A 13,662-nucleotide genomic window follows, 5' to 3' on the forward strand; every position below is an offset into this window, starting at 1 on the left:
CCGGCGGTGGAGGTGTGCAGTGCCCCGAACGATTTGGTCCGGCGCGATCAGCTTCGGCCTGGTCACGGTTCCGATCAACGTGGTCAGTGCGACCGAGGACCACAGCATCCATTTCCACCAGTACCACCTGGAGGACATGGGCCGGATCCGCACCCGCAAGATGTGCGAGATCGAGGACCGCGAGGTCTCTCAGTCCGAGATCGGCAAGGGCTACGAACTCACCAAGACCCAGGTCATCCCCATCACGGACGAAGAACTGCGCGACCTGCCGCTGCCGACGGCCAAGGCGATCGAGATCGAGGCGTTCGTGCCGTTGGAGTCGGTGGACCCGCTCAGGATCGGGGAGGGCTACTACCTGCAGCCCGGCGGGCAGGTCGCGGCGAAACCGTACAAGCTGCTGCGCCAGGCGCTGGAGCGTTCGGCGAAGGTGGCGGTCGCCAAGTACGCGTGGTCGGGGCGCGAGCGCCTGGGTCTGCTGCGGGTGCGCGGGGATGCGATCGTTTTGCACGCGATGCGCTGGCCGGACGAGATCCGTGACCCCGCCGAGCTGCTGCCACCGCCTGTGGAGGTGTCCGAGGACGAGATCGAGGGCGCGCTGGCGCTGATGGAGACCATGACCCGCCAGGACTTGGAGGGGGAGGAGTTCCGCGACTCCTACACCGAGGCCATAGCGAAGATCATCGAATCCAAGCGGGAGGACAGGCCGCTGCCTGAGGCGCCGGAGCCGAAGGAACAGGGCCAGGTCCTCGACCTGATGGCCGCGCTGCAGGAGTCGGTGCGCAAGGCGCAGGCCTCCCGCGGCGAGACGGACGATGCCGGAGCCGACGTCCACGACCTGGAACAGCCGAAGAAGAAGACGGCCGCCACGAAGAACGCGAAGAAGACGCCGGCCAAGAAGACCACGGCGACGGCCGGCGCGAAGAAGACGGCGGCTGCCAAGAAGACTGCGAAGAAGACGCCGGCGCGCAGACCGCGCAGCGCGTGACGCAGCCATACGGCCGCGGTGCGAGGAACATGGAGGCAGGGCTCCCGTTCCGTGTTTCCCCCGAGCCGGGACGGGAGCCCGCCCCCGGCCGGTTACCGTGGCGGAGTGCGCACGGTAGCGGAGGAGGGTGGGACGGTCACGCGGGAGGCGGCCGTCTGACGCCGGAGATCGGCCCCGCGCACCGCGCGACAGTGCCTCGGTAAGTCGTCCGTCGCGGTCGGTGGGGAGTTCGGCCGCGGCTACGGACTACAGGAAGGCGAATCCCAGGGCCGTCCCCGCGCCGAGCCCGATGACGATGTGGCCGGCCATCACTGCCGCGGCGACCCGTTCGTCTCGAGTACGCGGGTAGCGGTAGGTGTGGCGCTTTCCGACGTGCTCACTGCTCTGCAGCCAGAAAATACGGCGCACCACCTCCCACACTCCGTTTTTCACCGTCTGGTGGACGAACCATCCAAGGAGGCCTGCCGCAAGCAGCGCGAGCAGGCCCGTGAACACCCGCCAGGGCCAAGGGAACGCCGGGGAGAGGGCTGGCCAAGCGAAGACCACGACGGCGCCCGCCACCAGCGCGTAGAGGATGGCGATGAAGGGCTGCGGCCCGATGTGACGGTTGCGTGGCTGCTTCCAGCCGGCGAGGAAGAGCGCGGCAACGACCCCCCATGGCCCTGTTGCATAGCGCCCCCTGTCCCCGCACCGGCCGCCCATGCCGCAGTGCCCGTGGAACATCGCCACGAGGAGGGCGAGTGACACGACCGCGCCCCAGGCGCCAAGCACCATCGCGGCCAGAACCACCAGTCGCCGCGCCGATCCGGACCGCTCGTCGTCCGGTTTGTCCGGCCGGATTCCGCCCTTCGACCGGGACTGGTCGCTGTCCATGGATCCCCCCTGCGGTCCCCGAACCTCGTCACCACGTTAGCGGGGCCCTAGCTCATAGAGCGCCGAGAACACCGAGATTCATACGATCGTCTTACACGAGCGTATTGTACAAACGTATAGATGTGGTTTACGGTGATCCCATGACCACCGACACCGCCAAGCGCTCCGCGCTCACCATCGACGGCCGCTCTCTCTCCTACGTGGACTTCGGCGGCCCGGGCCTCCCGCTGATCGCCCTGCACGGGCACATGTCCGAGGGCATGTCGTACGCCGATCTCGCCGGCCGCCTCGCCCCGGACTGGCGGCTCATAGCCCCCGATCAGCGCGGCCACGGCGACTCCGATCGCGCGGCCGACTACAGCCGGGAGGGCTACCTCACCGACCTGGAAGCCCTCATGGACCACCTGCGCCTGGACCGAGCAGTCCTCCTCGGCCACTCCCTCGGCGCGATCAACGCCTACCAGTTCGCCGCCCGCCACCCCGAACGCGTGACCGCGCTGATCAACGCCGAGGGCTGCGCCGAGCTCGGCCTGGACGGAAGCAATCCGCTGGCCTTCGTCCTGAACCTGCCGGACGGCACCGCTCCCAGCCGCCAGGCGCTCGTGGCGCAGCTCGGCCCGTTCGCCTCGCATCTCGAGTCCGCTGTCCGCGAGCGGCCGGACGGCGCCTGGTGCCTGCACTTTCACCCCCGTGACATCTACGACTCCGAGGACAAGGTGCACGGCGACCACTGGGCCGACTGGACCGGCTCTGACTGCCCGGCGCTGCTGGTGCGCGGTACCAAGGGTGGTGTGCTGTCCGCGGAGCAGGCCGAGCAGATGGTCGCCCGGCGGCCCGGCACCCGCCTCGTCGAGCTGGAGACGGACCACTTCGTTTACGCCAACGACCCAGCTGGCTTCACGGCCGCGGTCCGCGGCTTCCTCGCCGCGGTCTAACGTCGATCCGCGGCCGCCCCAACCGGCCCGAGGCCACCACACAGAACAGCTTGTGACGGATTTTCACTGATGCTCGTCCGTCCACATCAAGCTGCACACGGTCGCTGAGAGGGTGATCGGCTGGGGTGCTGGAGTAGCCACTGGCGGAGTCGGTCGGACGGGAGCTGGACGTGGCCGTGCAGCGGCACTCGACCAGGACGACATTCCGGACCACCTATGCAGATGCGCTCGGGCGGTTGGTGCCTGTTCTGATCCGCGGGCTCGCTCGCAGGTGTAGCGACGTGAGACCGGCGTCCTCTGGCAACTCGCCAGGCGATCGTTGCCCGTGGGCAGAGCGCCTGGCGTCGGCAAACGGGTGCACCACAGGGCTGGCCGTCCAGGAGGCGGCCATGGCCGGTGCGGTGGGGATGCGGCCTGACCGTCAGAAACAAGTGCTCACCCTGACAGACACCGCAGCCGCCGCAGCGAGTGTGAGCGTGGAGGTATGGGCGACTCGGCAGGGGAGGGGTTGGGGAGACAGCCTCTCGCGGCTCTTCGCCGACAGTGGTCGGCGAAGAGCTCCCCGAGACCGTTGTGTGATCTTCGCGCCATACTGGGGGTGTCTTGCTGGTCCGGTCCGGGGCAGGCGTTTCCTCGACCAGACCCATGGCGACCCTCACCTGCCCGTGCCCTCACGGGCCAGGGGCCTCACCCAGCTGGTGGTCAGCGAGCTGGTCACGAACGCCCTCAAGTACGCCCCCGGCCCCGTCCTGATGGAACTGCGCATCAACGCCCATGCCGTGGACGTCGTCGTGTGGGACAGCGAACCCATCGTGCCCGCGACCCGGGCCGCCGATCCCGACAGGGTCGGCCAGCATGGCTTGGAGATCGTCAAGGCCGTCACCGAGGACCTGTTGATCGAGCAGGCGGTGTGTCGGTGGGACAGTCGATAATGCCGGTCATGGCAGATCGCAGTCCGGTGCTTTGGACGCAGTCCGGATCGGCTCCGAGCTGTTTCGCACCCAGGAGCAGTTCACGCCGCTGGCACTCGAACTCAGTCGGCAGGCGGCTGCGAACGTGACCGCGCTGAGGGAGAAGTTCCCGGCACTGCCGGACGTCACCCGGTACCTGACGTCGAGGCCAGTGCGGCGGGGATTCCTCTGGGACAGCTTCGACTCTGGGATCGCGGCCGCTCTGGCCGGGGACCCGGACGCGGCCCGCGATCACTTCGAGCGAATCCTTCGAGAGGACGCGCTGGCTCCGTGGATGGTCGAAGCCCAGGAGAAGGCGCGTGAGCTTCGCACGATTGCGGCAGATCACGACGCTGTGACCGCCTGGGTCACGCGGGCCGTCGGCGCATGTCGGAACAAGCTGGGCCTGGATCCCGCGCCGCTCGCGATCAGCTGAACGGCCCCGCTCGTCGAGCGACAGAACTGTGGTCAAGCAAGCAGCACTCGCTTCCGCAGCAGGCCGAAGCCGGCCCGGCCGTACACCTGACGCTTGATCATTTGGTTCGGTTGACGTGGCCTTTGACGACGCCGGAGCTCCACGGCAGCGTGAGGCCGCCGGTGACAGCGGCCAAGTCCCGTTCGAGGCGGTTGACGAAGGTGTGGAGGCGGGGAAGCTCGCGCACAGCCCAGAACCATCAGCCTCAGCGCAGTCGGCACTGGCAGTATCCAGACGAGAGCGGTACCGAGGCGCCTGGGCCGGCGGCATCTGGCCAATCGGATGGCGGGGTGCGTATCTCGTGATCCCCTGGACCGTTGATCACGGCATGAAGCCACGCACCGTACTCGGGGCCATCGCCCTCACGGCCATGCCCCTGCTCCTGGCGACTCCCGCCCAGGCCACCGCACCCGAAACCCCGTTGTCCCCCAAGTCCCTCAACGGCGCCCCGGCGGCCCCCGCCCAGGCCGCCGAAGAGCCGCTGGGCGCCGGTCTCAGCGAACTCGTCGCGATTGCAGAAGGCATTCTGAGGAAATACGGCATCACCAAGTAGAGGTCGCAGGCACGCATCCCGTCGGCAGGCCAGCAAGCCTCCCGACGGGCGACCCTCACGCGAGCTGGACTGGGGTTCCGCCCTCTCCCGGTGACGGGACCGACACGGCGCCCGGGCCAGAGGACGGGGGCTGACGGTGACCTCGGTGCCGGGGCATTCGCCTGCGATGTCGTGCATGACTGCCTGTTCGGCCGGGTCCACGCTCAGGTCCCACCCGAGTCTCACGGCGACTTGGTCGGCCAGGTAGCGGCACCGCTGGGTAGGGTTGTCGGGCACGATCCAGGAGGTGACGTCCTGGTCGGACTTCTGCCGGTTGGAGCGCTGGCTGACCGCCACCAGGTGGCGATCGTCGTCCAGGTGGTTGGCCGGTGTCGTCGTACCAGGAGTAGCAAAGACCCCCGGTGAGGGTGCAGCGTTCGCCTACCGCCGGCGGCTCGAGGCTTCTGCCAGGTGCACCTCCTGCCGGGCCGGGGCAACGTCGCGGTCGGCGTCGATCCAGCCCCCGAACGATGTTTCGCGCTGGTACCCGGTGCGGTCTTCCGTGGCGACGGGCAGCGTGTCGATCGGGACGACTCGCCGCGCCCAGCACGGCAGCCTCCGCTCTCGCCTCGTTCGCCGGCGCCGCACTGGCCGCACCGACGTCGGCATGGAGGTCCGGTTCCGACGGTCACACGGGGCACAGGTTCCCGATGGTCCGGACACCATCACACCGGTGCGGGCCGGGAACCTGCTGGTGCGCAGTGCTGGGCGAAGGTGCAGTCTGGAAGGTGGACGTTCAGGTCAGTGAACCTGCCCAGTCAGGCCATTACGAGGCCGAGGCCCTGCAAGCAGCGGGGCCGGGTCTGCGAACCAGCGTCGGCGAAGCGAGCCAGGCACGGCCTCGGTGCCGAGGCCCCCGACAGACAACGGTCTTCTCGAACCCAGGGAGTACGTCATGCCATCCCTACACTTCCACGTGAACTCCTCGATGAGCCCGGATGAGGTGATGGGCGTGCTGACGAACTTCAGCCCCTCCCGTGTCGAGGAGTGGCCCTCCATCGATGCCGAGCACTTCCAGGTCCACGAGCGGGGCGATACCTGGGCGGAGGTGACCGAGGGGAACGATAAGTCGTGGGAGCGCGCACGCTACGAGTGGGACCCCTCGACGAACAGGGTCACCGTCACCACGCGTGACTCGGTGCCCTTCGGCCCCGGGGGCTGGCAGTTTCAGATGGCTCCCACGGATATCGGCACCCGCGTCGACGTCACACTCGAACGGCACCCCACCTCGTTCAAGTCAAAGATGATGTCCCCGATCATTCCCTTTGCCGGGCCGGTGTTCCGTAAGTCGTTCAGGGAACCGCTGCACACCACGTAGCCGCGCCGCTCATGCACAAGACTGCGCCACAACAGGTGCGACCGCTGCGCAATCCGGGCGCGCCCGATTCTGGTGGGCCGTGTTCTGATTCAGTGGTGTCTGGCGGGTGCCTCAGCCGGTTCCGAGTCCGGCGCGCAGGAAGGCAGTGGCCTGGGCGACGACGGTTCGCGTGGCTCGGGTCTCGCTGAGTGCGTGGAGCGTTGACTTTGTCCGCCCGAGGGATCGGGACCTGTGGCGGGGGACGTTGGAGGACACCAGGAGGGATCTCCAGCGGCTGGTGTCGCCACGGCAGGCGGGTATCAGACGGCCAGGCGGCGGATTGCGACGACCGCCGCGTCGTCGTCGAGGTGTCCGTGGACATGGGCCAGCAGGTCGTCCTGGAGGTGGCGCAGCAGTTCGTCGGGGTCGTCCTTCGTCCACGCGGGCGCCCGTTCAGTGAAGGGGTAGAAGAGGCCGCCGGCATTGCGTGCTTCGATGACGCCGTCTGTGTAGAGGAGCAGCAGGTCGCCGACCTCGAAGGGGAACGTCTGGACGTCGTAGGCGGTGATGCCGAAGAGTCCGCCGAATCCGATCGGGAGGTGGCTCGCCTCGGGCGTGAGTGGGGTGAGGCGTTTTCCCCGCAGGAGGAGCGCCGGTGGGTGGCCGCAGTTGATGAGGTGGACGACTGGATCGTGGTCGGGGATGTCGAGCAGCATGGCGGTGGCGAAGTCCTCGTTGGTGTCCTGCTCCATCTGTGATCGCCACTGGCTGGTGTCCCAGCGGAACGCGGCGTCCAGGTGGATGGCGAGGCGGGAGAGGGTGGCCTGTCGATGTGCGGCTGCGCGGAAGGCGCCGAGCAGTAGGGCGGAGTTGTTGATCGCGCCCAGGCCGTTGCCGCGTACGTCGCCGATGAGCAGCCGCGTGCTGTGGTGAGCTGTTCGTGCGGCCGCGTACAGGTCTCCGCCCAGGTCGGCCTCTTCCTCGGCGGGCAGGTACAGGCCGGCGATCTGCAGCGGGCCGGTGCGTGCGGGCAGGGGCTGCAACAGGACACTCTGCGCTGCCTCAGCCACCGACTGCACCCGGTGCAACTGCTGCTCACGCCGGTCCCGCACCACGCAGACGGTGACACAGACAACGGAGACCACGACCAGGGCAACGACCTGCGCCTGAATATTGGCGGTCCCCAGAACCCCTCTGAGCGAGCCGATCAGCACCTGGGCCGCCACCGCGAGAACCCCCATCAGCGCCGTCACACCGGCGCCGGCGAACGCCACGGTGATCGCCGGCGCCGCCACGAGCAAGGGCCCGAGATGGATGTGCGGCGGAGACAGCACATCGACCACACAGACCGTGACGATCAGTGCCAGTGGGATCACGGCCAGCGCGGGTGAGTGACCCGGCCTCCAGGGACGCCGAAAGTCCAACCACGGTCGAAGGGCCATGCATCAAGCCTTCCACCTACCTCCGCGTACCGGAATGCGCCGCTCCGGGGGCCGGTGCGGGGGCTGTGCCGGGGCGGTGATTCGAGAAGTTCGGCGCCGTCGTCCGTTCAGCGCACCATGATGAAGTCATGACCCACGGCATCGCGTGCCATGACGCAACCGGCGAGCCGGCCGGACCTTTCGGAAGCCCGGCCCCGCTGCGGCACCGGCCGGGCCTCGCGCTCAGCCACAGCCGAGATCGTGCAGTCCCACTCCGGCCAAGGCGTCGGCCTGCACCTCACCGCCAGGGTGATCCACCGTTTCGAGAGCGACCTGCGGCACTCGACCGCCATCCGGCTCGTGCCGGGCTCGCACTGGGTGACCATACGGCTGGAATGCGACACGGACATCGGATCTGCCCATGACCTTGGTCAGCATCGCCCTCCAGGCTGACCAGGGAGGCCCAGGTCGAACGCGCTGACGCGAGCTGACGCAGCGCTCAGAACACGTTGATCGCGGATGGTGCTCGCTCCGCGCGAGTCAGGGCACGCAGCAGTGCCGCTTGGCCATGGCGCCGGACGGCAAGCCCGGTCAGTAGCGCAACCACGGGATCAAGGGCAGCACCGGGAAGCTCCGGCGCGCTGAGGTCCACGCTGACCGCCGGGTCATCCATATGCACAGCGAGCTCGACCATCCGGGTCACGAGGAAATCGTCCAGACTCAGCGCCCACCCTGTTTGCGGCATGAACACCACCCAGGCGCCATGTACCTCCTCAAGGCCGGTTCGCTGCTGGCCGAGCGCGGCACGGACGCGTTCGACCAGGTGTCGCACGCCTTCGGAAGAGATGCCTTCGCCCTTCGCTCGGATTCCAGAGCTGATCTCGCCGTCGAGCGGCACGTCGATCCACACCGCCCGCGCATAGTGCACCAGCACCGGGATGGGTTCTTGCTCAGAGGCGGGTCCCTCCAGTGCCGGATCCACGCTGAAGAATCTCAGCAGCGACGCTGCCGCCCGCATCCTGACGGAACAGCTCGGCCCCCGGCAGGCACTGCGCGATGTGCTGCGCTCCTCTGAGTTGGACGCCGAGTTGCGCCCAGCCGTACGTCGTCAGCCGGATGATTTGCTCAGCAGAGCCCGCGCCTTGCGCTCGACAAGCACGGGCACGAATTCGCGTACGCGTCGGCCGGTGAAAGACGCGTGAGCCTTGGCTACGGCAGCCTGGACCTCGCCCGAGCTGTGTGTCGCGCTGAAGACGTTCGTCAGGCGCTCCACCACTCCGGAGATAGCGTCGTCCTCGCGTGCTTTGTTCGTCATGTGTCACCTCCTCGGAGGAGGGCTTCTCAGCCCCCGCTGAGGTTTTCGCGGATACGTACCGCGCTTTGGTGATCATTGCATTCTGTTTGCGGAGCGTCGCCGGGAACCGGCCACGCCTCATGAGCCTGGTGAGCCTGGAGGGCCAGGCTGACCAGGGTCATGAGCAGGTGCACGTCCGCTTCCCCGTCGAGGCGCAGTGTCAGCCATTGCGATCCGGGCACCAGCCGGATCGCGGCGGACTGGCTGAACTGTTCTTCGAAGCGCCGTATGGCCCGGGCCGTGAGGTACAGGTCGACGTCGCTGCCGGAATGGAAATGAGCGATCTCGCCCTGGGGTGAGCGCAGTGCCCGGACGGGGCCGCAGCTTGGCTCGGCCTCAGTGAGGTCGTCCCAGGCGGACAGTTGCGTGAGGGCGCGCAGCCAACGTCATGCATCCATCATGGTCAGCTCACTGGGCCTTCACCAGAAGATGAGGAATCTGTAACCGGGCCGCATCGCACGAATGTCCTGATGTCGACTCGGTGTCTGCCCGGAGCGCGCGGCTGGCCGGCCGGGCCGGGATGCGCCGTGCTGCGGAATGCGCCGTCCGCCAGCCGGGCGGGTCAAGGTGGCGTGGCACACGGAGGCCGTCCTGGGGCCATGTGCGTACTGGGGTGTATGCAGGAGGCGTGGACTCCAGCCGACAATTGGGACCTGTGATCCGGTCGTGGAATGCGTCGAGCCGTCGGCTTGTGCTGCCTCTCGCCTTGATTGCAGTCGTCACCGTTGTGGACATTCTTGCCCCTCCCGACGTCCACCTCGGTCCCTTCCTGGTGGCGGCACCCGCGATCACGGCATCGTTCGCCGGCCCGCGTCTGACGGCCCTGGTCGGAGCGCTCGCCGTCCTCGCTCAGGTCACGGTCGCTGTCACACGCACCAGCCTCACGGACCTCAACCACACCCTCCAGATCCTCGCCCTGACCTTGATCTCCGTACTGGCGACTCTCTTCGCCTTCCGGCGCGAGCGTCATGAGCGGCAGCTGGTGCAGCTTCGCTCGGTGGCGCAGGCGGCGCAGGAGGTCGTGCTGCGGCCCCTTCCGCGCCGGATGGGTCCGCTACGTCTGGCTTCCGTCTACCTGGCCGCGGAAGCCGAGGCGCAGATCGGCGGAGACCTGTATGCCACGGCCCGCACCACGCACGGCACCCGTGTCCTCATCGGCGACGTCCGCGGCAAGGGGCTGGAGGCGATCGGAGATGCCGCCCGGCTCCTGGGTGCCTTCCGCGCCGCAGCGCACCGGCAGCCCGAACTGCCCGCTCTGATGGCCTTCCTCGAGGACGCCGTCTCCTCAGACCTCGACACACCGGGTGACTGGACCGATGGCATGGAGGATCTGGAAGCTTTCACCACCGCAGCCGTCCTGGACATCCCCGACCACGCCACAGCCGTCTCCATGATCAACTGTGGTCACCCGCCGCCACTGCTGTGGACCCGCGGCAACGTCCACGAAATGCAAGTTCGCCAGCCTGCCCCACCACTGGGGCTGACCGGACACATGGAGAACCCCTTCACCGTCCAGAACTTCACCGTGGCCGACGGAGACATCATCCTGCTCTACACGGACGGGGTCATCGAAGCGCGCAACAGCAAGGGCGACTTCTATCCGCTGGCCGAACGGCTCACTGCCTGGTCAGGGCGGGGACCGGATGACCTTCTCCGCTACCTGTGCAGCGATCTCCTGACCCACACAGGCCGAAACCTCGGCGACGACGCCGCCCTCGTCGCCATCGAGCGCGCCGGCCCCTCGCACGCCGCACCGTACACACCCTCGCTTTCCTGACGGTGCTACGCAGCAGGTTCTGGCGCGGTCGGAAGGCAGCTGGCGTGGGCGCAGGCCGGATGCTCCTTTGCAGCCGGCGAGGGGTTCGACGGCACGTGCCGGCGGCAAAGGTATGCCCCCGCCGTCGAGACGGCGCAGGGGATATCGTTGATCCCTGGGTAGGCTCCCTGGACCGAGCTCGTCCGGACACGATTAGTCACAGATTCGCCCTTCATGAGGCGTGGACGCATACGCCTGGGACGCGCCCGCCGTTCGGCGGATAGAGGGGCGCCGTTTCGGTTCCCCGTCGCGTCAGGAGCGCCCTAGTACGCGGGTGAGGCCGGCTACGAGTGTGGTGGCGAGTATCCAGCCCAAGGCGATGAGCGCATAGGCGAACCACTGCAGTCCGCTCGCCGGTAGGAACGCCTTCTCCTGGCCGAAGTCAATGATGGGCAGCAGTAGGTCGAGTGTGTAGACGGTGGGGTTGAAGGCCGGACCGCTGCCCGGCTCGGAGCGCTGTGGCTCGCTGAGACTGAAGACGAGTGTGCCGAGGAGCGTGAGGGCGACGAGCCAGCCACCGGCGAGGGCGGGGCGGTAGCCGTAGCCTGCGACAGCGTCTTGCAACCAGTCCCAGATCTTGGTTGTCCACGGCAGAGTTGAGCGGTGGTGACGATGCTTGGCGCGCAGGACTCTGCGGGCTTCGCTGTCATGGCCGAGGACGCGATAGGCCGCCGCCAATTGCTCGTAAGGCTGAGGCCAGTACTGACCGCTGAGGTTCTCTTGGAGCCAGGAGAGCCGAACGCGGGTCGAGCGAGGCGGAAGCGGTTCGAGCCGCTCGTAGGTGAGGGCGTCCAGTTCCAACAGGGGACCTCCTTGAGGACGGTCGACCAGCTTGCCGATGGTCGCTCCCCGCAGCGAGACCGACCTCGTGTCCGCCCGTGCGGTGCCGATGTCCAGGCGTCGCGCGTGGGTCTCATCGAGGCGGATCGCCGGTTCGTCGGAGGGGGCACCGTGCACAACGGCTTTCGACAAGACTGCTTCACCGTTGATTTGTGCGCCGCTCAGGATGATGCCGTGCGCCACCCGGATGTCCGAAGCCCAGAAGGTGTCACAGGTCAGGAGATGAGCGCCGAGCACCTGTTCGCTGGCTCCCGCATGGCCGATGTCGGCTTGGCGCAGGTCCACACCGCCGATCCGAGCGTTGGCGAGCGAAAGCCACTTGCCTACGGACAGGCCGAAGCGGCCGTTGAACCATGACCCGATCGTGAGGAGGTTTCCGTTGATCCAACCACCGACCTTCGCACGATCGAGGTTCACATCGATCGTGATGTCGCTCCCTTGGATCCACACGTTGCCCTCCACGACCGCGTCGCGCATGTCAAGGCCCGGACAGTGCAGCGCTTCCGCACTGAACTCGGGCAGGCGGGACTTCTGCAGGTAGACGGCGAGAGTCGTAGCGTGCCGAAGGCTCAGGACATCGGAGAAGGAGCAGGCAGCAAAGTCGATCTCGCAGTCGATGGTCGCTGACGTGAGGTCGAGTTCACCGGTCACTCGTGCGCCCGTGACACGGAGCGCACGCACCGTTCCGGGACGCGCAGGTGGTCCGTTGAGAAGCAGGCACGCGATCACGTGCGCTCTGATCTGCCGCTCCGGGCCCCACGCTGCCCCACTCGCGGGATCGTCGTCAACGGCCGATCCCCTACGAAGATCCAGCCTGCTACCGTCCTGAAAAGCCGACCACAGGCGGCGCTCAGGAGCGCTCCAGTCTTCCGGCGGTGACAGATCGTCGGGTTCTGGGCGGGTGACCGTGATTTCGTTGTACGGCAAGCATGGCCCCCTGTACCAGGGGGCCGGTCGGGGCCCCGGCCTCAGACACAGCATTGACGGCTCCCACAATGAGGTGGGCAGGCGGCGTCGGCCGTGTCCGGGCCGGAGTTGAGCGTTCGTCCCCGTGTGGGGACGTCACCGTGCCGGTTGAGCTGTGGGCCCGCCTGGAGCCGTTGCTGCCGGAGCTTGAGCGACGCTTGCGGTATCCCGGTTCCTGCAAGCTGCTGTCGGACCGGAGGTGCTCCGCTGAATCCTGTACGTGCTACGCACCGGAATCGAGTGGGAGCATCTCCCGGAAGAGCTCGGCTTCGGCTCCGGCATGACGTGCTGGCGCAGGTTGCGGGACTGGAACGAGGCCGGCGTCTGGCAACGCTTGCATGAGGTTCTACTGGCCGAGTTATCGCGGCCTCCCGGCTGGACCGGTCCCGCTGCTTGGTCGCTCCTCGCACGTCAGGGCCGCTGAAACAGGGAGCCGGACAGGTCCGTCGCCGGTCGACCATGGGCGGGCCGGCTCGAAACACCACCTCATCACCGACGGACACGGCATCCGCTCGCGGTCCTGTCAACCGGCGCCAATCGCAATCCGGCGCCAATCGCAATGACGTCCTGAAGAGCCGACGACCGCTCAGCCGGTGGCTCGTGGAGTGTCCAGAGATCGGGCGAAGTCGGCGAGCTTGTGGAAGTCGTCCTCCTGTAGGCCGACCCGAGGGTTGACATGGTGCAGGAGCCCGGGCGCTCGATGGTGGGCGGTCACATACGTCTGATCCAGCTCGCTCTGTTCGTCGTCCACCCACGCGAAAGGACGCCCGTTGGCGTAGTTCACTAGCGGACCGGTCTTCCAGTGGACTCCATCAGGGCGTTCTTGGAGCAAGACGTCGCCGAAGTCGACGAAGGGAAGTTCCGGAAGGCCGAGCACCGGTGCTATCCACCGGTTGGCGTCGTCCATCCATGTGGTGGCCCAGCACAGCTCGAAGCCGAGCTGGAGCAGGAATCGTCCGTGCTCTGGGTTGAGCCAGATCCGCAGTGGGCGCCACCGGGACGAGAGTCCCCTGTCCTGCTCACGGGGACCGTTCCAGGGAACTCTGAGTGTGGTGTAGCCGTCGGGACGCCGCTCCGGCTGGGCCGCATACGGGTTGAGCGGCCCGTCCACGTCAAGGAAGAGCAGTGGTCGGTTCACGGTTGCCCCCGGTCTGGCTC

At 67.6% G+C, this 13,662-nt stretch carries 14 protein-coding genes and 2 pseudogenes; 8 read left to right on the forward strand and 8 right to left on the reverse strand.

All coding sequences use genetic code 11. The features are described from left to right. Positions 1–19: 19 nt before the first annotated feature. The gene (gene ku, locus ACZ7DE_RS32010) at positions 20–985 is read left to right on the forward strand and encodes a non-homologous end joining protein Ku (RefSeq protein WP_470767337.1); all 966 of its coding nucleotides are present in this window, start codon (positions 20–22) and stop codon (positions 983–985) included. Between the two features lie 246 nt (positions 986–1,231). Here ku and ACZ7DE_RS32015 read toward each other — a convergent pair whose 3' ends face one another. After that, positions 1,232–1,858 (reverse strand): hypothetical protein, encoded by a 627-nt coding sequence (locus ACZ7DE_RS32015; protein WP_470767339.1) that lies wholly within the window; start codon positions 1,856–1,858, stop codon positions 1,232–1,234. A 140-nt stretch (positions 1,859–1,998) separates the two neighbouring features. Between ACZ7DE_RS32015 and ACZ7DE_RS32020 the strand changes: the two genes are divergently transcribed. The 3 genes from ACZ7DE_RS32020 to ACZ7DE_RS32030 all read left to right on the forward strand — a co-directional run bounded on the left by ACZ7DE_RS32020 (position 1,999) and on the right by ACZ7DE_RS32030 (position 4,179). Continuing rightward, a complete protein-coding gene (locus ACZ7DE_RS32020; RefSeq protein WP_470767341.1) occupies positions 1,999–2,793 on the forward strand; it encodes an alpha/beta fold hydrolase in 795 nt (264 codons plus the stop codon). 665 nt (positions 2,794–3,458) lie between these two features. Then, positions 3,459–3,725 (forward strand): ATP-binding protein, encoded by a 267-nt coding sequence (locus ACZ7DE_RS32025; protein WP_470767343.1) that lies wholly within the window; start codon positions 3,459–3,461, stop codon positions 3,723–3,725. 31 nt (positions 3,726–3,756) lie between these two features. Continuing rightward, positions 3,757–4,179, forward strand: a complete 423-nt coding sequence (locus ACZ7DE_RS32030; RefSeq protein ID WP_470767345.1) for a hypothetical protein — start codon at positions 3,757–3,759, stop codon at positions 4,177–4,179. Between the two features lie 32 nt (positions 4,180–4,211). Here ACZ7DE_RS32030 and ACZ7DE_RS32035 read toward each other — a convergent pair. Then, positions 4,212–4,399: pseudogene (locus ACZ7DE_RS32035) on the reverse strand (ISL3 family transposase); the annotation flags it as partial. Between the two features lie 147 nt (positions 4,400–4,546). On the opposite strand from ACZ7DE_RS32035, the gene ACZ7DE_RS32040 reads away from it, so the two are divergent. After that, the gene (locus ACZ7DE_RS32040; RefSeq protein WP_470767347.1) at positions 4,547–4,771 is read left to right on the forward strand and encodes a hypothetical protein; all 225 of its coding nucleotides are present in this window, start codon (positions 4,547–4,549) and stop codon (positions 4,769–4,771) included. Between the two features lie 934 nt (positions 4,772–5,705). Continuing rightward, entirely contained in the window at positions 5,706–6,128 is a 423-nt protein-coding gene (locus ACZ7DE_RS32045; protein WP_470767349.1) for an SRPBCC family protein, read from the forward strand. Between the two features lie 299 nt (positions 6,129–6,427). Here the strand turns inward: ACZ7DE_RS32045 and ACZ7DE_RS32050 are convergent, their stop codons facing one another. From ACZ7DE_RS32050 to ACZ7DE_RS32065, 4 genes are all read right to left on the reverse strand, one after another. Continuing rightward, positions 6,428–7,549 (reverse strand): PP2C family protein-serine/threonine phosphatase, encoded by a 1,122-nt coding sequence (locus tag ACZ7DE_RS32050; protein ID WP_470767351.1) that lies wholly within the window; start codon positions 7,547–7,549, stop codon positions 6,428–6,430. Positions 7,550–8,027: 478 nt separating this feature from the next. After that, a complete protein-coding gene (locus ACZ7DE_RS32055) occupies positions 8,028–8,510 on the reverse strand; it encodes a maleylpyruvate isomerase N-terminal domain-containing protein (protein ID WP_470767354.1) in 483 nt (160 codons plus the stop codon). 126 nt (positions 8,511–8,636) lie between these two features. Continuing rightward, on the reverse strand, positions 8,637–8,843 hold the full coding sequence (locus ACZ7DE_RS32060; RefSeq protein ID WP_470767356.1) for a three-helix bundle dimerization domain-containing protein: 207 nt from the start codon (positions 8,841–8,843) through the stop codon (positions 8,637–8,639). Positions 8,844–8,869: 26 nt separating this feature from the next. After that, the gene (locus ACZ7DE_RS32065; protein WP_470767579.1) at positions 8,870–9,262 is read right to left on the reverse strand and encodes a luciferase domain-containing protein; all 393 of its coding nucleotides are present in this window, start codon (positions 9,260–9,262) and stop codon (positions 8,870–8,872) included. A 248-nt stretch (positions 9,263–9,510) separates the two neighbouring features. Between ACZ7DE_RS32065 and ACZ7DE_RS32070 the strand changes: the two genes are divergently transcribed. Beyond that, positions 9,511–10,659: a PP2C family protein-serine/threonine phosphatase gene (locus ACZ7DE_RS32070; protein ID WP_470767358.1), complete on the forward strand. Its 1,149-nt coding sequence runs from the start codon at positions 9,511–9,513 to the stop codon at positions 10,657–10,659. Between the two features lie 291 nt (positions 10,660–10,950). Here ACZ7DE_RS32070 and ACZ7DE_RS32075 read toward each other — a convergent pair whose 3' ends face one another. Beyond that, entirely contained in the window at positions 10,951–12,465 is a 1,515-nt protein-coding gene (locus tag ACZ7DE_RS32075; protein WP_470767360.1) for a hypothetical protein, read from the reverse strand. A 73-nt stretch (positions 12,466–12,538) separates the two neighbouring features. Here ACZ7DE_RS32075 and ACZ7DE_RS32080 point away from each other — a divergent pair. Further along, a pseudogene (locus tag ACZ7DE_RS32080) lies at positions 12,539–13,048 on the forward strand (transposase); the annotation flags it as partial. A 42-nt stretch (positions 13,049–13,090) separates the two neighbouring features. On the opposite strand, the gene ACZ7DE_RS32085 reads toward ACZ7DE_RS32080, so the two are convergent. After that, positions 13,091–13,642 (reverse strand): HAD domain-containing protein, encoded by a 552-nt coding sequence (locus tag ACZ7DE_RS32085; protein ID WP_470767362.1) that lies wholly within the window; start codon positions 13,640–13,642, stop codon positions 13,091–13,093. Between the last annotated feature and the right edge of the window lie 20 nt (positions 13,643–13,662).

The organism is Streptomyces sp. NPDC037083 (assembly GCF_055606485.1).